Annotated in this window: 24 protein-coding genes; 20 read left to right on the forward strand and 4 right to left on the reverse strand. The window is 68.4% G+C overall.

Annotated elements, in window-relative coordinates:
- Positions 1–1570: 1570 nt before the first annotated feature.
- On the reverse strand, positions 1571–1801 hold the full coding sequence (locus ACIQAK_RS27330) for a DUF397 domain-containing protein (protein WP_366392474.1): 231 nt from the start codon (positions 1799–1801) through the stop codon (positions 1571–1573).
- Positions 1798–2664, reverse strand: coding sequence for a helix-turn-helix transcriptional regulator (locus tag ACIQAK_RS27335; RefSeq protein ID WP_366392473.1), 867 nt, complete (start codon positions 2662–2664; stop codon positions 1798–1800). The genes ACIQAK_RS27330 and ACIQAK_RS27335 overlap by 4 nt, the downstream gene beginning before the upstream one ends.
- Before the next feature lie 272 nt (positions 2665–2936).
- Here ACIQAK_RS27335 and ACIQAK_RS27340 point away from each other — a divergent pair, with 272 nt between their 5' ends.
- The 15 genes from ACIQAK_RS27340 to ACIQAK_RS27410 all read left to right on the forward strand — a co-directional run bounded on the left by ACIQAK_RS27340 (position 2937) and on the right by ACIQAK_RS27410 (position 12629).
- Entirely contained in the window at positions 2937–3467 is a 531-nt protein-coding gene (locus ACIQAK_RS27340) for an ATP-binding protein (protein ID WP_366392472.1), read from the forward strand.
- The gene (locus ACIQAK_RS27345; protein ID WP_366392471.1) at positions 3467–3931 is read left to right on the forward strand and encodes a hypothetical protein; all 465 of its coding nucleotides are present in this window, start codon (positions 3467–3469) and stop codon (positions 3929–3931) included. The genes ACIQAK_RS27340 and ACIQAK_RS27345 overlap by 1 nt, the downstream gene beginning before the upstream one ends.
- A 146-nt stretch (positions 3932–4077) precedes the next feature.
- Positions 4078–4287: a DUF5999 family protein gene (locus ACIQAK_RS27350; protein ID WP_366392470.1), complete on the forward strand. Its 210-nt coding sequence runs from the start codon at positions 4078–4080 to the stop codon at positions 4285–4287.
- A complete protein-coding gene (locus tag ACIQAK_RS27355) occupies positions 4284–5150 on the forward strand; it encodes an endonuclease/exonuclease/phosphatase family protein (protein ID WP_366392469.1) in 867 nt (288 codons plus the stop codon). Before ACIQAK_RS27350 ends, ACIQAK_RS27355 begins: the two co-directional genes overlap by 4 nt.
- Positions 5147–5821: a hypothetical protein gene (locus ACIQAK_RS27360; protein ID WP_366392468.1), complete on the forward strand. Its 675-nt coding sequence runs from the start codon at positions 5147–5149 to the stop codon at positions 5819–5821. The genes ACIQAK_RS27355 and ACIQAK_RS27360 overlap by 4 nt, the downstream gene beginning before the upstream one ends.
- Positions 5822–5898: 77 nt before the next feature.
- Complete coding sequence (locus ACIQAK_RS27365) at positions 5899–6474, forward strand: DUF6624 domain-containing protein (protein ID WP_366392467.1); 576 nt, start codon at positions 5899–5901, stop codon at positions 6472–6474.
- A complete protein-coding gene (locus ACIQAK_RS27370; RefSeq protein WP_366392466.1) occupies positions 6471–6860 on the forward strand; it encodes a hypothetical protein in 390 nt (129 codons plus the stop codon). Before ACIQAK_RS27365 ends, ACIQAK_RS27370 begins: the two co-directional genes overlap by 4 nt.
- Positions 6861–6895: 35 nt before the next feature.
- Positions 6896–7141, forward strand: a complete 246-nt coding sequence (locus ACIQAK_RS27375; RefSeq protein WP_366392465.1) for a hypothetical protein — start codon at positions 6896–6898, stop codon at positions 7139–7141.
- A 163-nt stretch (positions 7142–7304) separates the two neighbouring features.
- Positions 7305–7754, forward strand: coding sequence for a DUF6082 family protein (locus ACIQAK_RS27380; protein ID WP_366392464.1), 450 nt, complete (start codon positions 7305–7307; stop codon positions 7752–7754).
- A 120-nt stretch (positions 7755–7874) separates the two neighbouring features.
- Complete coding sequence (locus ACIQAK_RS27385) at positions 7875–8894, forward strand: thymidylate synthase (protein ID WP_366392463.1); 1020 nt, start codon at positions 7875–7877, stop codon at positions 8892–8894.
- A complete protein-coding gene (locus tag ACIQAK_RS27390) occupies positions 8891–9445 on the forward strand; it encodes a nucleoside-diphosphate kinase (RefSeq protein ID WP_366392462.1) in 555 nt (184 codons plus the stop codon). Before ACIQAK_RS27385 ends, ACIQAK_RS27390 begins: the two co-directional genes overlap by 4 nt.
- A 16-nt stretch (positions 9446–9461) precedes the next feature.
- Positions 9462–10640, forward strand: coding sequence for a radical SAM protein (locus tag ACIQAK_RS27395; RefSeq protein WP_366392461.1), 1179 nt, complete (start codon positions 9462–9464; stop codon positions 10638–10640).
- Positions 10637–11242, forward strand: coding sequence for a 3'-5' exonuclease (locus ACIQAK_RS27400; protein ID WP_366392460.1), 606 nt, complete (start codon positions 10637–10639; stop codon positions 11240–11242). Before ACIQAK_RS27395 ends, ACIQAK_RS27400 begins: the two co-directional genes overlap by 4 nt.
- Complete coding sequence (locus ACIQAK_RS27405) at positions 11239–11847, forward strand: AAA family ATPase (RefSeq protein WP_366392459.1); 609 nt, start codon at positions 11239–11241, stop codon at positions 11845–11847. Before ACIQAK_RS27400 ends, ACIQAK_RS27405 begins: the two co-directional genes overlap by 4 nt.
- Positions 11844–12629: an aldo/keto reductase gene (locus tag ACIQAK_RS27410; RefSeq protein ID WP_366392458.1), complete on the forward strand. Its 786-nt coding sequence runs from the start codon at positions 11844–11846 to the stop codon at positions 12627–12629. Before ACIQAK_RS27405 ends, ACIQAK_RS27410 begins: the two co-directional genes overlap by 4 nt.
- A gap of 212 nt (positions 12630–12841) precedes the next feature.
- On the opposite strand, the gene ACIQAK_RS27415 is transcribed toward ACIQAK_RS27410, so the two are convergent.
- Positions 12842–13066 carry a hypothetical protein gene (locus tag ACIQAK_RS27415; protein WP_366392457.1) on the reverse strand — a complete coding sequence of 75 codons (225 nt, stop codon included), beginning with the start codon at positions 13064–13066 and terminating at the stop codon, positions 12842–12844.
- 195 nt (positions 13067–13261) lie between these two features.
- Here ACIQAK_RS27415 and ACIQAK_RS27420 point away from each other — a divergent pair, with 195 nt between their 5' ends.
- From ACIQAK_RS27420 to ACIQAK_RS27440, 5 genes are all read left to right on the forward strand, one after another.
- The gene (locus ACIQAK_RS27420; RefSeq protein ID WP_366392456.1) at positions 13262–13498 is read left to right on the forward strand and encodes a hypothetical protein; all 237 of its coding nucleotides are present in this window, start codon (positions 13262–13264) and stop codon (positions 13496–13498) included.
- Positions 13499–14017: 519 nt separating this feature from the next.
- Positions 14018–14491, forward strand: a complete 474-nt coding sequence (locus ACIQAK_RS27425) for a GntR family transcriptional regulator (RefSeq protein ID WP_078657382.1) — start codon at positions 14018–14020, stop codon at positions 14489–14491.
- A 196-nt stretch (positions 14492–14687) separates the two neighbouring features.
- A complete protein-coding gene (locus ACIQAK_RS27430; RefSeq protein WP_366392455.1) occupies positions 14688–15593 on the forward strand; it encodes a hypothetical protein in 906 nt (301 codons plus the stop codon).
- Positions 15594–16247: 654 nt separating this feature from the next.
- The gene (locus ACIQAK_RS27435) at positions 16248–16829 is read left to right on the forward strand and encodes a hypothetical protein (protein ID WP_366392454.1); all 582 of its coding nucleotides are present in this window, start codon (positions 16248–16250) and stop codon (positions 16827–16829) included.
- Positions 16830–18074, forward strand: coding sequence for an MAB_1171c family putative transporter (locus ACIQAK_RS27440; protein ID WP_366392453.1), 1245 nt, complete (start codon positions 16830–16832; stop codon positions 18072–18074).
- Between the two features lie 15 nt (positions 18075–18089).
- Here the strand turns inward: ACIQAK_RS27440 and ACIQAK_RS27445 are convergent, their stop codons facing one another.
- The gene (locus ACIQAK_RS27445) at positions 18090–18911 is read right to left on the reverse strand and encodes a helix-turn-helix transcriptional regulator (protein WP_366392452.1); all 822 of its coding nucleotides are present in this window, start codon (positions 18909–18911) and stop codon (positions 18090–18092) included.
- Between the last annotated feature and the right edge of the window lie 84 nt (positions 18912–18995).

Here is an 18995-nt window from a genome sequence, read left to right on the forward strand (position 1 = left end):
GGGGGGCGGGCCCCCCCCACAGCCCTCGCCCGCTCCGCCCGCCCCACTGTAGGCTTGCTCGGCGGTGTTGATAGGCGCCGGGGGGCGGGGGGCGCCCCCCCCCCCCCCCCCCCGCCTCAGACCAAGCCCCAGGGAAACTGCCGTCAGGAAACCAACCGATAGGAACGCAAAGCTAGAGTCGCGTCATCCGATACCACCGCCAGCAGGCCGTCATCCGCTAGCCGATCGAGGCTCCGCGCAGCAATGCGTTCGGGGATGCTGATGGCCCATGCCACATGCCGCGCCGTGGCGCCAGGGTGCGCCGCTACATACACGAGGACGGCACGATCGCCGCGGTATGCCCGTTGCAACAGGTCCTCACCGAACAGGCCGGCCGCACAGGCGCAGAGACAGATTCCGCTAGACACGGCAAGGTAGTCACCCGCCATGTGGCCAGCCCAAGCGTTCAACCCACCAAGGACAAATAGGGTCGGCGAAGTGAAGCGAGGGGATCGAATAGCAGATTCAGACAAATGCGCCTCCTCAAGTACGGACCAAGCCGACACGCAGCGGTCCCGGACGGATATTTTTGGAGTGGTTGTCACCTTGCGGTGTAGCCCAACCGCCCGGCCTGGTTCTTTCCGGGACGTTGTACGTTGACATGACCCCGGCGGCGTTATCCAGTCTTTTGGAGTTCTTTCTCGTCTGCCGTGAGCGAATCCCCCTTCAGCCGCCGAGAAAAAGCTGGTTCTAGGTATGCCGGGGCAGCGATCCACATGACCCGACCCACTACAGCGGCCGCTGGTCTCGGCGCTCGCGCCAGCAGTTCACACGATGCTGGGCCGCGCCATGCCACTTAGGTCGAAGACGTCGTGCTCCACTGCGCGCCTGGGCCCAGGTCGCACTCAGCGCCTTCGGCAGAGGCGGGCCGGTCCGCGGACTTGTCCTCGGTGACGACCTCGGTGGCCCTCGTCCGTACGGGAGCAGACTCCAGGCCCGCTCCGGATGGAGCCGGAAACGAAGTCGCCGCCGGACCGATCTGACGAGCTGAAACTCGGTTCCCAGGTCAGCCTCCGCTGCCGCGAGCTTGCATTGGCGTACGTAAGCGGATCGGCGGGGCGGGCGCGCGTCGGCCGGTATTCCTGGCCCTGACTGACGTCCAAGGGCAACCCGACGCCCCGGGACCAGTCCACCAAGCGCGGCAAGAAGTCGAAGTCGGGGTCAATCAACGATCGCGTGCAGGTGCTCGCCGACCGGGCTGGTATCCCCTGCGTCGGTGGAAAGAAAGTCACCGCCCGCTCCCTGCTGGCCGGGCCGAACACTGACCTGGTGCAGGCGCACGTGCCGCTGGCCGAGCGGAGCCGGCGCGGCCGGTGGGCGCCGGGGGCAACTACGGCGGCCACCGTCTACGACCGGCCCGCACTCCGCAGGAATGACCGATCCACTGTCGGAGGTGCCCGTGTGCGGGCACCCTACTGACACGTAGCGCTGACGGGGTACTCTGCGCGAGGCTCAAGGGCCCAGGAGTACGTGAGGCCCGCCTCCCCCAGTTGGCATGGGGGAGGCGGGCCTCAACGCGTGTGGCGCTTGCTCAGATACTGAACTCGCCGGACTTGATGCCCGCCATGAACTGCTCGAACGAGTTCGAGGGGAAGATCAGCGCCGGGCCGCCGGGGTTCTTGGAGTCCCGAATGCCGGAGGCGGCAGTCAAGGTGGCGACCTCGACGCACTGCCCCTGAGAGTCCCCGCTGTAGGAAGACTTCTTCCAGACAGCCCCCTCAAGCTCCGATGCATTGAGCGGGTGTCCGTTGTTGGTGGTCACTGGTGCAGTCCTTCCAGGTACTCATTGAGGAGATCCCGTGACTTGTCCACGGGAAGGGCAGAGGAAGCGATGTTCTCGAACTCAGCTTCCAGGTAGGCGACCTGGGCCGGGTCGTAGGTGTGCGAACCGCCCATCGGGTTGTCGATGCTGGCGACGGGCGTCCACGGGTGACGGAACGTGAGGATCGTCATCGCACCGTTCGATCCCACGGATGGGTGGGCGGTGAGCGGCAGGATCTGGAGGGTGACGTTCTCCATCTCGGAGGCATCGATCAGTTTGCGGAGCTGGTCCTTCATGAGGCCGGGGCTGGACTCGAACTCTGCGTGGAAGGCGGACTCAGGGATCAGTCCATGGAACTTGGCTCGGCTGAGAACTTCCTGCCGAGCCAGACGAAGGGCGATGAGTGACTCCGGATCGTTCGAGCGGGCACTCGAATGCATCTCCCTGACGTAGCGGGGTGACTGCACGAGGCCCGGGATCACCTTGGGGTGCATGATGCGGATAGTCTCCGCCTCGGCTTCCAGTTCCACGAAGTCGAGGTACGCCTCGCTCACCTTCTCGGCGTACGACGCCCACCAGCCCTTGCCCGCCGGCTCTTCCGCAACGCGGGCAACCTCCGCAACGCCGTCTTCGTCTTCGACGCCGATCTTCGCACACAGGGTGAGCACATCGTCTCGCCCGATGCGGTAGTAGCCGCGCTCGACGCGAGAGAAACGTGCCTGGCTCCAGCCCATGGCACGAGCAGCGTCGCCTGACGGCAGGTCAACCGCCTCGCGCCACTGGCGCAGTTGGGCGCCCACGCGTCGCCTCTTGATTGACGGCGTCGCCCGCTTCGATGACGACGTCGCTCTGTTCTGCGTCATGGGCGCAGTCTGGCACGCCCGCGTTACCTCTGGCCATCCGCACGAACGTTCCCGCCGTTTTTGATTATCCGCGAAAGTGTTGCACTCCGAACCAAAAAAGGAGCAGACTGAGCGCACGGCGGCATGACTGTCCATCAGGTCATGATCATTTGTGACGCACGGTGATGCCCGCCTTCCTGCGGACCGGTCCGCCGGTTCGGCTGGGGATCGCCCTCCCGCCCCCGAGAGGGCGATCTCCCGTCACCCACACCTCAACCGAAGCCGAGGCCGCGATGACGAGCCAGAGCCACACCCCCGCGTCCACCGTGTCGATGGGCAGCAGCAACCGAGACGTCCGGACGCCGCACGTACGGTTAGCCCCGGGCACCCAGAACGAGACCTGCTTGATGCAGTCCACCTTCGGCATCACGCGCCGGCCGCCCGGCGAGCTTCCACCGCCGGAAGACGGTCGGCAGGTCGGCGCCATCCGGCACCAGGCGCGCGAACACCTGTCTGCGCACGGCCTGTCCGGCCTCGCGGACCAGGCCGTGCTGATCCTCTCCGAGCTGGTCACCAACGCGATCGTCCACAGTGGCGGCCAGAAGGTGACCGTGGCGCTCTCGCTCCGCGCCGGCTTCCTGCGCATCGTCGTCCGCGACGGCATCCCCAGCTTCCGAACACCACGTCGGCCTTCCGGGGACGACGACGAGAGCGGTCGCGGACTCGCCCTTGTCGAGGTCATCACCTCGGAGGGCGACGGTGCCTGGGGCGTGATGGACGGCGGCTCCGCCACGTGGTGCGAGCTGAACTTGGCGGCGGCTTGATGACCAGTGTCGCCACCGGCCGCCGGGTACCACGTTGGACGCCGCCCCACGACGCGGCTGAGCTTCAGTACATCCTCACCGCCCTGTCGAAGTACCGAAAGGTCGAATGGGACAAGGTGCTCAGCGCCCTGGATGTCGTCCTGCAAGGTCAGGAGGAGACCAGTCACCACGCCGCAGGCCGGTCCGGCAAAGGCCCTTCTCCCGCGTACAAGGACGCCGCCGAACTGGCCGAGCACTTCCGCATCGTCCTCACGGAACTGACGAACCGAGGTCTCAATGACCACGCCGACGCGCACGCGGACGTCGCCGTCCTCATCGCCGAGGCGCGAGAGCTGACTTCCGAGGAGTCGACCGACACCCTGCCTCCGCCGCTCTCTGTCCTGCGGAGGATGGCAGTCCTCACCTTGGCCCTCATCGAGCGTCTGGACGAACTCCGCATCGTACGAGGGGTGATCGAGCGGTGATCACGACGACCCTCGCCACGATCGCTTCCTCCCGGGCGCCCCTGAACCGCCCTCTCCGGACCGTTCCCGAGGCTGCTCCCCCGCGGCTCGGCCACTCCGACGGGGGCCCCGACTCCAGCACGTGCACCGAAAGGAAGACGACCAGGATGTGCCGCCACATTCCGCCTTGTCCCACGGGTGACGCGCCCGACCGGCAGGCCGCCCGTGTCTCCGTCGCCCACCCCGAGCAGGGCTGGGACCTGCTGTGCAACGGTGTCGTGCTCTTCGACGACACCGGCCACCTCCTGCCCGACGGCAAGATCATCGCGCCGTGCCGCCGGCCGTACGCGGTCGCGGAACTGCGGAGGGCGGCATGAGCAGCATCCTACGGAGCGTGCCCCCGCGGGATGCCCTGCTTCGCGTCGGGTCCTACAACGTCATGGACGGCAGCGGAGACCGCTGGGCCGAACAGATGGACCTCCTGGAATCCCTCGACCTCGACATCCTGGGCATCCAGGAGGCCAAGCACTGGGAGCGGCAGGACCGCGCGCGGCTCCACGCGACTGCCGAGAGGCTGGGGATGCAGCCGCTGTTCGCGCCCTCGCAGAGCCATGGCTGCCACCTCGTCCTCTATTACCGGTGGCCGCGGGTCCGCTGCACGAAGTTCACGCCGGACATCTCCAACGGTCGTTTCCATCACACCGCCTCCCGCGCCGTGATGAAGGTCGCCGGGCTGACGATCAAGGTCTTGCACGCGCACTTCAACCCCTTCAGCCCGGCCCTGCGGCTGACGGAGGCGGGATGGCTGACGGAGTACGCCGCCGACGACGAATTCTCGATGATCGTCGGGGACCTCAATGTCTCCGGCCTCGGCGACGAGGACCCCGCCGACTGGAACCGTGTCCCCTCCCATCTGCACTCGCGGCATCGGAAGGTACTGCCCGATGGCAGTTACGGCGACGCGGACCGTGACGCGATGCGCGCCCTGCGCAGCGCGGGGTTCGCCGACCCGCCGCTGCATCTCGGGATCGTGCCGCCCCGTACGGCCGGCCACTGGGGCGGGGGCACGGAGAGGTGGGACCGCCGGTCGGACTACGTCCTGGCGTCACCCCCGCTGATCCCGGCGATCTACGACCACCGGGTGGTGGACACCCCCACATCGCGGGGTCTGTCCGACCACTTGCCCACGATCACCGTCTTCCACCTCTTGGTGCCGTCCCTCCAGGGAGCAGCGCGATGAACGACTCCACACCGGAGCCCGGGGCGAAGCCCGCCTTCTACGTCACCGCACGCGCCGGCGAGGTGATCGGCCCCGACGCGGCGTCCCTGATCGTGAGGCGCGACCCGGAGGGGGAGCACCTGACGTACTGGGACGAGACGGAGGGCGACCGCGACAGCAAGGGCACGCTCTGGACTCGGTGCTCCCAAAGGCTGAGCCGCACCGAGCGGCCGGTCGGGCAGCCTGCCGGCGGCCTGCACCCGGACCGGCAGTACGGCATCCAACTGCACCGGTACTGCGGGGCCTGCGGCTGCCCGGCCCGTCTGCGGGACGGACGCTATCTCCACCTGGTCACCGAAGACGAGCGCATGGAGAACGGGGTGGTGCGGACGGTTCACCCGCCGGTCTGCCTGGATCACGCCGCCGCCTGCGCGGCCCGCGACCCGAGACTCCGCAGCGGGTTCACCGCGCTGCTGGTGGGCGTCTCCGCGCTCTGGGGCGTCGTCGGCACCCTGTACGAGCCGGCCGGCCGCCACGAGGTACGGCCGCGCCCCGGCGGCCCGCGTCCCATCCCGTACGGCGCCGACGCGGAGATCCTGCGCTGGGCCCTGGCTGGCCTTCTGGTGCGTGAACTCTCCGACCTGGAGGAGGTGGTCGACCTCGACCGCTTCCTCAGCGAATCCTCCGTCTGAGCACTCAGCCCCCCTTTCCCGAAGGACTCACCGTGGAATCCGCCCCCGCTCCGGCAGGTCGGCCTCCGGGCCCGGCCGTGACGCCCGGCCCTAAGCTCCCCTACCTGCGAAGGGAGTTACTGGCCCGCTTCGATACGGCGGAGCCCCGATGGCAGCGCCTGTCCCGCCAACAGCTTTCCGAGCAGGAGATCGGCCGCGGCCTCCAGGACGACTACGCCAACTCCGTCATCCTCGGCCGGATCATCGGCGAGCACGGGTGGCCGGTCGCCGGAATGGTCGGCGAGGACGGCGCGGCGGCGGCTCTCCAGCTCGCCCTGCACGCCGACACCTGCGCGACCGTGCAGAAGCTCAGCGCTCGGGCCATGTACCAGGCGGTACAGGCCGGCACCGCATCGATCAGGCAGTGGGCGCACCTGCACGACCGGTGCCTGCTCCGGGCGGGGATGCCGCAGCTCTTCGGCACCCAGTACGTCCTGGGCGCCGACGGCCACGTACGAGAGCCGGTGCGTGAGCCGGAGAAGCTGGACGAGCGACGCGCGGACGTCGGGCTGCCGCCTGCGGCCGAGGCTCTGGACCGTCTCCGCCGGCGTCTCCGGGAGCCGCCCCCTGCTCGGGAGGACTCGCCCACCGCCAATCTCATGGCCGCAGCATGAGCACCACAACGACGAGGAAGCACTTCCGCTGGCGGGGCCTGCACGTCCCGTACATCGCCCCGTGGACTGCGGAGACCACCCTGCCCGGTCAGATCGTCCGGCTGGCGGGAGTGGGCGGTACGGGCATCGGGTACGCCGACGAGCAGCCCCACGACCGTCGGATGGGGATCTTGTGGACCCGGCAGTCCCTCGCCCGCGGACGGGGCACCCCTGACCTTGGCGGGATGCATTCGCTGCGTCAGCGGCAGGCCGTGACGCACATGCTCTGCGGCGTCTGCGGCGCATCGACGTTCGACTCGGACTTCGCGCGCGCTGGGGTGAGCGGCATCTGTACGTCGCGCGGGCCGCGCAAGGCCGCCCGATCGCGGAGGGGGAGCGCACGGTGATGGCGCCGGTCTGCCGGCCGTGTGCGGTGGAGTCCGTGACCGACTGCCCCCACCTGCGCAAAGGGTGGACGGCCGCGCTGGTGTCGTACGCACAGGGCTGGGGCGTCGCCGGGCTCACACTCGACCCCCGGACCTTGGAGCCGCTGCCCCTGCCGGAGAAGCAGCTGCACATGGTGGCGACCGACGACCTGGCGGTGCGCTGGACGATCGCGATGCAGATGGTCACCACACTCCACCGGGTCACCCCTGTCGCACTGTCCGACCTCGTCCTCTCTCCCTAGACAGCCGCCCGGCGGCCCGGATGGTACGGGCCCGGCCGTCAGGCGGTGATCACCCCGGCGCGGGGCTGTCGCCTCGTACCTGACGCGAGCCCTCGCACCCCGCGCCGGCCAACCGCGCTCCCCGGAGCGCGCCAGTCGGATACCCGATCGAAGGGAATTGCTCATGAAGACCAGCACGGCCGTACTCGCAGCCGGGGGGGCCGGCGCCGCCATCGCCGTCGCCCAGCTCGTGCAGAGGCACCGCCACCACAAGCAGGACATCGACACCGCGCTCTCGCGCATCCAGATCGAGTGGCTGGCCCGAGCCTCCTCGGACCCGCTGGAGGCCGCGTTCTGGGCGCCCGAAGGGATCGAGCCCCAGCAGTACCAGCAGATGCTGTCCGGCAACCGCTCTCTCTGCCAGCTCAGCCTGCGTTTCCGGCGCGGTCTCGTTCCACTCCGCCAACTGGCCCTGCACGCAGACAAGCTGATGGCGACGGAGACCGGCCGCGCCTACTGGCAGAGGTTCGGCTCGTACCGCGAGGCCGAAGCCGAGGCGGGAAGCCGTGCCGAGCGGCAGTTCACCCAGGCCATAAAGGACGCCTACCTGCGCGCCACGACCCTGGCCGCCTAGCCGCAGCTTCGCTACACACGCCGTCGCGGGGCCCAGCTCCCCCCCTAGGAGGCGAGCCCTGGCGGCCCCGCGCCGGCCACGTCCCGCATTCATCACCCGACCACTGGACTGGAGAATCGGATGCCCCTGACAGCAACCACCTATCGCACGGTCGAAGGCGCGTACCTCGACCTGATCCGGCTTGCCTGCGGCGACCCCGAGTACCACATCGACGCCCGAGGGAACGAGGCCCGTGAGGTCATCGGCGTCACCTTCCGCCTGACCGACCCGCGGCAGCGGTTACCGTACATCGCCGCCCGCAAGGCGAACCCGGTGTTCCAGTTCGCCGAAGCCCTCTGGTACCTCGCCGGCCGCCGGGACCTGAAGATGATGGAGCACTACGCCTCATCGATGCGCGCCGGCTCCCCCGACGGCGTGAACCTCGGCGGCTCCGCGTACGGTCACACCCTCTTCGCGCGGGGTGTCTACGGCGAGCCCTCGCCTTTCGAGCGGGTGATGCACCTGCTGCGGCACGAGCCCGACAGCAAGCGCGGCTACCTCCCCGTCTTCTCCGCGGCCGAGCACGCGGTCGCCGTCAACCCGGACATGGCGTGCCTGGCGGGCCTGCACCTCCTCGTCCGGGACGGCGCCCTGCACATGGTCTGCCACATGCGGGCCAACGACCTCGACTGCGGGTTCCTGTCGGACGTGTTCTCCTTCACGATGATCCAGGAGTTCATCGCCGTCCAACTCGGCCTGGAGCTGGGCCACTACACCCACACGATCGGCTCCGCCCACGTCAACGAGCGCAACGTCGCGCGCGTCAAGCGGGTACTGGAGGAGGCAGCGCTGCGGCCCTCGTCCCTCTCCTTCCCCTTCCCGGCGATGCCCTCAGACACCACCCCCGAGACCATCCGGCAGGTCCTGGGGCACGAAGAGCGGCTGCGCACCAACACGGACAAGTACACCGCGGCCGACATCGCGCACCTGGACCTGGCCCCGTACTGGCAGCAGGCGCTGCTGCTGTTGGAGCTGTACCGGCAGCTCCAGTACGACGACATCGAATGGGTGAGCCAGGACGTCATCGACGCGCTGCACCCGGGCCTGCGCTGGCTCGTGGGCCACAAGTGGGACGGTGCCGTGGCGGAGGGCTCCCGATGAGCCGCAAGCCTCCGTCCGGCGCGGTGGTCGAGGGCATCGACTTCGCCCGCTGGTCCGTCATCCTGTGCAAGCCGGACGCGGTCGAACGCGGCCTGGTCGATGCCGTCCTGGACAGGATCGCCGCCGCCGGAGTCACCATCACCGGTCGGCAGGACGTGACGGTCCAGGCGTGGCAGGCGCACGTCCACTACTGGGATCTCCTGGTGGACCGCGACTGGTTCCCCGGCCGCGACATCCCGGCCTGTCTGGACGCGGCGTACGCCTGCCGGGAGGTCACCGTCGCGCTCGCCCACGGGGAGCCGGGCCTGCACACCCGGCTCCGTGACCTGCTCGGCCACTTCGACCCCACGGTGGCCGCCCCCGGCACGATCCGCGGCGACCTCGGGGACGACAGCCTCGAAGCAGCCCTCGCCGAGAAGCGGCTCGTGCACAACCTCGTCCACACCAGCGACGACCAGGACGCGGCCCGCCGCGACTTCGGCACCTGGTACGGCGCCGGCCGTCGTGCCCTCCTCACCCCCGCCGTTCCCTCGCAGAGCACACCCACCTGACCCCGGGAGACACCTGATGAGCGTACCGACCATCGAAACCCGCCGCCCGCTGCCGATCCTGTCTTCGGACCAGATCAGCGGCATGAAGCCGGAACTCGCCGACGTCATCGAGTACCGCAAGAGCGGCCTGTCGCTGAACTGGATCGTCGGCTGCCCGCTCGACTGCGGGTACTGCATCCGGCACACCTTCGCGAACTTCGAGATGAAGGTCCCCCGGCGCCTGATGAGCGACGAGGAGGCCGTCCGCAAGCTCGTCGGCCACCCGTACTTCCGGGCGCACCGCACGCCGATACAGCTCCTGAACCGGGCCACGGACCCGATGCTGCCCGCGGTCAAGCCGCACCTGTTCAACGTGCTGCGGCAGCTCGACGACCAGGGGCTGACCAACCACGTGCTGATCATCACCCGGTGGCGCGTCGACCCCGAGGACTGCGCGGTCCTCAACAACTTCCGCAACCTGCGCCTGACCGTGCTGGTGACCCACTCGAACATTCAGGACGAGCGGATCGAACCGGTGGACAGCAAGATCGCCGCGGCCAGCCTGCGCACCCTGTACGAGCACGCAGAGCGGTACCGCACCATCCTCTACTGGCGGCCCATCGTCCCCGGCCTGAACGACTCACCCGCGGACATCGCCCGAGCGCACGAGCTGTCGCGGTTCGCGCACGCCACCGTCTTCACCGGCCTGTTCTTCCGTAAGGAGATCGCCGCGTACTACGAGGACCACGGCCTGGAGATGCCCTACGAGGACACCGCCCGGCGCAAGATCATGCCCGAGCACGCCGAGCAGCGCATCCTCGACGCCTTCGAGAAGGACGCCTCCTGGGGCCCGCTGTTCCGCAAGACGAGCTGCGGGGTCGCGTACGCGCACGGGGAGGCCGACTACAACGGGCACTACGGCATCCGCGAGCTGTGCGACATCTGCCCGCCCGAGCAGATCAAGCTCTGCGAGAAGGCATGGGTCAAACCCGAGTTGACAGCCGTCACCCAGGAAGCGCGCGCCCTCGGCGCAACCGGGCCGATCGACGTCACCGAGCGTGCCATCGTCGTTGAAGGTCTGGACGAACCGCCGCGCTACTTCCTCCAGCACGGCTTCGGCTACCAGTGCCACGACCGCGCCAAGCCCCACCACCCCCGCCAACACGGCCGAGCCCCCATCGGCTGGGAGGCGGAGAACGGACCCTCAGCAGCATGAACTTCCCCTCCTGGCCCGCGCTCCTCGTTGTCGATGTCGAAGGCAACGGCGCCAACCCGCCCGACCTGGTCGAGGTCGCAGCCCTCCCCGTACGCGACGGGAAGCCCGACACGACCACGGCCGGCGCCTGGCTGATCAAGCCGCCGAACCCGGTCACCCCGTTCGCCGCCCGGGTGCACGGCCTCACCAACCAGGTACTCGACGGGAAGCCCGGCTGGGAGGAGATCAAGGACCAGGTCCACACCTGCCTCGGCACGGCGTGGATCGCCGCCCACAACGCCCACGTGGACTACCGCGTGCTGTCCGCGCACCTGCCCACGTGGCGGCCGGCCGGAGTGATCGACACACTCCGGCTGGCCAAGGCCATCTACCCCGGGCTGCCCAAGTACAGCCTGGACGCCCTGATCGAACACGCCGCCCCGGACCTGAGCCGAGCCCCGGCCACCGGCCGGCACCGCGCCACCTACGACGCATACGCGACCGCTCAGCTCCTCACCGCCATGGCCACCAAGTACGAGAGCTGGGAACAGCTCGTGGCCGCCGCCGTCCCGCCGGGCCTGCCCGGCGCCCCCGAACCCGAACAGGAGCCCACCCTGTGGTGACCCCGAAGACCCTCATCCGCATCGGCGTGATGGGCACCCACTCCACCGGCAAGAGCCTGCTGATGCGCCGGATCGAGATGGAACTGCGCGGCCGAGACATCCCGGTCGCACTGACCGGCGGCCTCGGCCGCCGCGCCGCCCAGGTCTCCCTGCCGAAGATGCACAACCACACGGCGGAGTCCACCCGCTGGGTACTCGCCACCGGCATCGCCGACGAAGTGGCCGCAGCCGCGAGCCTCGACTCGGACGCGCCCGTGCGCGTGGTCCTGGCCGACCGCGCGTGCTGGGACGCCCTCTCCTACTACCGAGCCGCCCTGGAGTGGCGCGGCGACACCGCTCCCCGTACGGACCGCGAGTCCCTGCACAACCTCGCCGCCGCCCACACCCCGTACGACCTGCTGCTCGCGACCACCCTCAACACCACCATCCCGGTCAAGCCCAAGCACGACTACGACGACCGGTACCGGCGGCTGGTCGACCAGCACACCCACGCGCTCCTGCGCGAGGAGAACCTGCCGCACGTCCGCGTCTCCGCACGTGAAGACAGCCAGGAACTCGCCATCGCCCACGCCCTGCACCTGTGCACCACGGAGGCCCCGGTATGAGCAGCGCCCCGCTCGGCGGCACCATCGAGATAGCCGGGAAGACGGTCACCCGGCTGGGCTTCGGCACCATGCGCCTCACCGGTCCCGGCACCTGGGGAGACCCGGACGACCGCAACCGGGCCCTCGCCGTCCTGCGCCAGGCCGTCCACACTCACGGCATCAGCCACATCGACACCGCCGACGCCTACGGCCCCCACACCGTCGAGCACCTGATCAAGGACGCCCTCTACCCGTACCCCGACGAACTCCTCATCGCCACCAAGGTCGGCTTCGCCCGCCCGGCCTCCAACATGTGGGCGCCGCACGGTCACCCCGTCTACCTGCGGTCCTGCGTCGAAGCGAGCCTGCGCCGCCTGAACGTCGAGCGCTTGGAGCTGTGCTATCTGCACCGGATCGATCCCGAGGTGGCTCTCGCCAACCAGCTGGGCACGCTGGCCGCGCTCCGCGACGAGGGCAAGATCGGCCACATCGGGATCTCTAAGGTCACCCCCGAGGACTTCCGCCGAGCGCAGAAGGAGGTTGCGGTCGCGGCCGTGCAGAACGTCCTCAACGTCAACGACCGGTACGACCCGGTCCTGGAGCTGTGCAGCGACGAGGAGATCCCGTACGTCGCTTACCGGCCGCTCGACGCCGGCACGGCAGTCGACAGCGGACCCGGATTGACCGGCGCCCTGTCCTGGCTCCTCGCACGCGGTCCCCACGTCGCGCCCATCCCCGGGACCAGTAGCCCCCAGCACCTCAACGACATCGTGCAGGCCGTGGACGGAGGGGGCTGCGCATGACGTCGGTCGCCGTGTTACCGGCGTCGGGCACTCGGCGCCGGGCCCCGTACGCGAACTGGCGCCCTCCGATCGTCGGCGTCAGCGTCCTCGCCGTCGTGAGGAACGGTCGGCTCCTGCTAATCCAACTCCACGACGGCTCCTATGTGCTGCCGACGGCGAATGTGGAGGACGGGCAGAGTCCCGAAGAGGCCGCGCAGGGCGCACTGGCCGGGCTAATGCCTGGCCTGCCCGTACAGCGGCAGGTTGCTGTGGATCGGGTCCAGATGTGGCGTCGGCAGGTCTTCTCCCATGTCGTCGTCACGGAAGCGCTGACCGCGCCAGAGGTGCGAGCCCTGACGTACCGCGACCCGCGTGCGGACGTACAGGTACTGCCCACGGCGCGCGCCCTCGCCGTGCTTCCCCCAAGGGCACAGCTTCGCGCAGTGCTCGGCCTTCAAGCAGCATCGATCGGCGCCGTGCTCCACCTCAACGACGGCCAGATAGCCAGGGTCGAAGATGTGCTACCCCGCAGCGCACGGTCGAGAACGTCCGGCAGAAGGTAATGACCCGCTACCAACTCCCCAACCGTACGGCGGCGGTGCACACGATGGGGGGAGGGCTCATCTGATGCGCGCGACAGAAACCAGAAAGCCATGGCAGACGACCCCAATGAGACGAACAACCTGACCGGGGCGCCCAACGCACCCTCCACCGCCCGGCAAAACCGCCCGGCGAGACCGGATGTGGCAGCCGAGTCCGACGCGCTCCACGGCCCCTTCGAGACAGCCAGGTCGCTGGCGCACCTTGCCCGTGCCAAGAAAGCCACGGGTTCCGCCGACCGGCTCGCTGTCACTGCCAGTAGAGACGAAGAAGTCACGATGACGGCGTGAGCTCTGACACGGACCTGCCGAAGGAACTGCTGGACGGGCTGTCGCGCGAAGGAGTCGAGCAGGCCCGCGCGGCGATGGTGCCCCGCGGCGGACCACCCGACGCGGAGGGCCGCGTGCAGCGGGGGGTGCTGGGTTCGCGGGGTCTGCAACTTCACTCAGATCGCACCGCGAGCGCGAGACGCCGCGGCGTCGACCGCAGAGGCGCTGCCCTTGTACGAACGCATACTCAACGGCGCCTTTCACGGCGTCATGGCCCGCTATCGGCTGCCGAATTGCGCGGCGGCCGTAGCGTACACATGCGGCAAGGGCTCATCTGATGCCCCAGGCGGAGGGCCGGAGCACCGAATCCGGCACCCGCAAGGAGATGAGCAGCGCGGTGGACGCCAGGGCATCCACCGCCAGTCAGCGAATCCGACGTGCGGTGAGTCCGAGGCTGGCCGCAACGCCCGACGTACACCACGACCCGCAAGGGTTGAGCTCGCTGAGCACGACCGACCTCCTACTTTTCGAGGCTGCGGTATGAGCCGGAATCAACGGCCGAACTCATTGCCTGATCGGGTGGCCACAGAGCTACGCGCCCGAATCACCGATGGCCGTTGGCCGCCGGGCCGCGTGCTTACATACGCAGATATCCAGCAGCTGTACGGAGTCAGTCGCGAGACCGTGGCTGCAGCCCTTACGAGGCTGCGCGATGCAGGACTGGTGGAAACCCGACGCATGGGCACCCGACCCAGGGTCGCGGGAAAGAGTTGGCCCGCTGCCACAGGGACATCGATTCAGGACGAGATCACAGCCCACGTTCGAGACCAGGTGAATCGCGGCGTCTACGGCCCCGGTGATCGCATCCCATCCCTGGAGGCACTCGCCGCCGAACACTCCGTTTCCGTGGCGACAGTCCGAAGATCACTTTCCCCCTTGCTCGATGAGGGGGTCTTGATCACTATCCGGCCGCGCGGCACGTTTGTGGCAAACAGTCCCGCCGACGTAGATTGAGCAGCCGCTGCGCCGCTCTCCTATGGGCGCCACGCGCGTGTACGGGAACCGTCAGTTACGTAAGGCCGTAGAACGCCCGCCCCGTTATGGGGGCCTCGACTCCGGGCGCACTGAGGCGGCGAGCCCTCTGCATCCCCCCGGGTACACAGAGTGCATTTTGCGCGTTACATCACATTCGGTTCATAACGTTCGTCATATGACGCAAACTGACGATATGGACATAGCCGCATCGAGTGGACTTTCGATACCGGACCTTGCCGCCCATCTGATGCGAACGGCGCCCACGGAGGAGCTGCAGCCGCCGGTCACGCTCGGCATCCGCCCGGTGCCACCCCTGGCGCGATCGGGCATCGAGAGGCTTCGGCAGGCGATTAACGCGGTGAGCGAGAGTCTCGGCCCGCCGACGCTTTATGGCGGGAGCGCCGTCGGGCCTACGATTCGCTGGCGGGCACCATCACACACCGTGATCCTTGATTCACCCGATGCCGCAGAGGGTGGTCTGCAGCTCTCGGTGCGCCGGACCGAGGCCCTGGAGCTGTCCGAGGCCGATCGCTTCCGGCACGCCACAGGGCTGGACACTGCGGATCTGCCCTTTCTGTGGCAGTGGCAGCCGATCCCGACCGCACCCCCTCCGCCGTCCGTGCCCGTCGCACACGACTGGACGAGCCTTCGAGCTTCCCTCGAAGCCCTGCTCCGCGCCTGGTGTGAGCAGCTCGAAGGGCAGCTGGGCCAGGACGACGCCTGCTTCGACATCGTGGTCGACACGGAGGGCAAGCCGCGGCGGCTGGTGGTTTTGGTCAGCCCCGCAGACAGCCTGACGGTGCTTGTCGATGACAGGGACGGCGCAGACAGCGACGATCACCATGCCGAGATGACCGGCCGAGGGTGGCAGGACTTCATACCCCTGCATCGTTGGTGGGGTGCCTACTTCGAGCGCACGTCGGCGGGGGCCGCCGCAGCAGCCGAGCTGATCGGCACGGAGCTGCGGGCGCGTGGAGCCCAGACCCCTCACGACCTGCGCCTGGCAGACGTCGGAGCTGGCGAGGGCCACGGACTCCTGACCCTCCCGGCCCTCGGGATCGCCCCCGCCCTCCCACGGTGAGAGCGCTGCGGCACAAGTGGATGAGCTACACCCGCGGAACTGACCAGTCGTCACCACATCCCGATGGATTACTGATTGCCTCGCCCGATTCCCCGGGTTGATCGTCGAGCGCTGCGGCCAACCCCGCATCGCGGAGTTGAACAAAGTCCGCCCAGAAGCGGGTTGGGCTTCCGCCTTTGTGAACACCCTCCGAGGGGCGCATAATTGCGCACCGAGGTCGGATTACAGTCAACCGAATATGCACACCCACTTCCTAACGACCACCAGCTGTAGACCAGCGAGGGTCTAATGCCGAAGCCATAGGCGCGCTGGTACATTCTGCAACGAACAGAATTCTGCAACGAACAGAATGCGGAGCCCCGAGGTAGAACAACCCAACCCTTGACGGGGACGTTAGGCATCCACTATCCGCGACAAGACATTTTAGATCGCCCGCGTCAAGGTGATTCGCCTCACGTGAATTTCTAAGAAGTCTTTACCGTTTCGCCTGTCTCGGTCAAATCGGGCGAACCGGAATTCGGCCTGCCCCCGCTTCCAGGACACCAGACGACCGGCATATGGTCGGCCTTCCGGGATCTGCTCTTCCCGCATGCCCCCTTTCGGCATGCGGGGAGGAGCTTGCAATCGCCCGGTTTCGATCGGATGGAAGCTGGGGTGAGAACCATGCTGCGGGCCTTGCGTGATGCAGGCGAAAGGCGCAAACTGCTCAGGTATTGCGCAAGGGAGGTTGCCGACCTGCCGGTCCCGGATCCGTTCTCCCTTCCCGCCCTGGTGGGCGCGATGGAGGCGGCCAGTGGACGCGGTATCCGGTTTGTTGCGCTGGATGCGCCTGAAGCCAATCTCCAAACGGCCTGCGGATTGCGACTCCGGGGCCCCGAGAGCACCTGGGTGATCTATCACCCTCGGCCCACTCCGCACCAGACCGAGCACGTAGTGCTGCACGTCCTGGCCCACGAGTGGCTGGACCACGGCACCACCGTCCCGCTCGCCGAGGCGATACAGCCCCTGCCGACCGCTCTGCAGCACGGCGTGACGGAGGCATTCCAGGGGGCACCTGTTCACGCACACGCTCGGTACCGAAGCGTGGACGAACGTGAGGCCGAGGCGTCCGCGTACCTCATCAAGCAACGGATCGGCCGGAGCCGCGAATCAGGGTATGACCTGGTCAGCAGGCTGGAGTCGACTTTGTCGCACCCTCTCGCGCGGCGCGGCCCTCGACCAGAAGAGGTCGCGTAGATGACCACCATGCTTTGGGCCGTGGCCATCGGAATGACCATCACGGCGGTATGGCGTTTCCCGGCTCTCAGGCACGGCGATCCGATGCGGCGAGCCCTGTGGGCGTGCTCTGCCGCCTTCGCCGCCACCGTCTGGTGCAGGGTTCCGCAAGTGAAGCAGGCGCTGGACACCTCGCCCGTGACGGACCTCTCGGCCTTGCTGAAATACCAGACGTCTCTTGTCGCGATCCTCGCGGGCCTCCGCTACATCACGGCCGTCTACGGGGAGCCCTCGGGGGGCACCGACCGGCACATTGCCATAAGCCGGCGCATCAGCCATGTGGCGCACACGTGTGCACTGGCGGCGATGGTCGTCCAGGTCGTGCTCTTCTTCACCGTGGTCGACCGGAGTCACCCGAGTACCGACTTCGCCTCCGCGCAGGCCGGCCAGTGGGGCGGCGCGCTCTTTCTGACGATCCAGTACACCTACCTCGGGGTGGCTGCGGCCACCTGCGGGTACCAATGGGCTCGGGCAGCCCGACGGGCCGAGAAGCGCGCGCTGAGGATCGGGCTGGCACTGATGGCAACGTCCATGGCGATCTACACGATCTATCCCGTTCTTCGCACCGTGACCATGTGGATCCCGCCAGAGGTCAGCGCGCTCACGATGCGCACGGTGGCTGATTCCGTGAACATGGTGGTCGCCTGCCTCTGGGCCGCCGGCGCCGCCGTACCGTCCACCATGGCGCTCTCGACCCGCTGGAACGCCTGGAGAGCTCTGCAGAAGCTTGACCCGCTCTGGTCAGACCTCATGAACGCGTTCCCGCACCTTGCGCTGGAGCGACCGGGAGCGAGGATCTTCGAGTCGCTGCGCTGCGCCCCCTCCCTCGACGTACGCCTGGACCGGCGGACGCAGGAAATCGCCAGCGGAATCGAGCAGCTGCGCCACCACGCCTCCCCAGACCTGCTCTACGTCGCCGAGGACCTGGCCGAGTCCCACGACGACCCCCAAGCAGCGGCCGAGGCGTACTGGATCAGGGCCGCTCAGCAGAGTCAGAAATCGGGTAAGCGTTGCGCCGTGCCCTCCAGGAGAGTGCGCGAGAAACCGTTGACGAGCGCTATCGCCGAAGCGAACTGGCTGGCGCGGGTCGCCGCGGTGCCCGTGCCCGACCCGCTGGTGCAGCTTCTGCACCTGCGGGCAGGCGAACCGCCCATCGACACTGCCCTTCAATCCGGCGGCCAGAGCCCGGCGTCTACTTGGGCGTAAGCAGTTTCGGCCGTGTCATGTCTCCGAGAGGTCGGCCCGCCCAGGGCTGAGCAGGCCCGACAGCAGGCCGATCATCTCGGGCGTGACGCCACCCTCGCCGCTGCGAGCGGCGAGGTCGACGTCGTAGCGACTCGCGAGGTAACGAAGGTCGTCCAGGACTCGGCTCTCGGGATCGTCATCGAGATGGAGCACGGACACGCCGAAGTAGCCGGCCATGCCGGTGATAGCTACGGCCCGGGCTACCCGAGCATCCCCGAAGACGCGCTCGGCCGGTATGCCACGGAGCAGGGCTTCGACCTGGTCCCCTCGAACGACTTCGGCGCCAGCTTCGCTGTTGACCCCCGCCGCGATCGTGTCGGGCGACGTTGCACCGTCCGGGAAGCGGTCGGCGACCAGGGCGCGGAGCGCCTCGGTGAGCGGCGGCAGCGCTGCTGGCGTAGAGGCTGGCACCTCCTCGCCGAAGGACCGGCGCTGGGCAGCAAGCAGCTCGTCCTCGTCCACTCCGTACAGCGCCGCGAGGGGGGCGATCCACTCCTCGTTGAGCCGGCGCGCGCCGCGCTCGGCACGGCTCAGGCTGTACTTGCTGATCTGGACCGCCTCTGCGGCGGCAAACTGCGCGTACCCAGCGTCACATCGCAGGTCGGCCAGATCGCACGCACCCTCGCGGGGGAAGAGAACGTCGATATCGGCGCGAACCCCCCGAGCGATGGCCGGGAGCTTCTCCCCGGCCGGGAACGTCCTCTCCGCCTCCCAGTCCCCGACAACCGCCTGCGACTTCGCCCCCACCGCAGCTGCCAGATCGCGCCGAGAAACATCGACGGCGCGGCGCGCTCTCATCAACTGAGGGCCGTTAAACCGGCGTGGCGGCAAGGTTGACACTCCTGAACGTGCTGGTGGGTGGCGGTGGAGCCGCACAACAAG

This window comes from Streptomyces sp. NPDC088706 (assembly GCF_044752765.1).
Classification (GTDB): Bacteria; Actinomycetota; Actinomycetes; order Streptomycetales; family Streptomycetaceae; genus Streptomyces.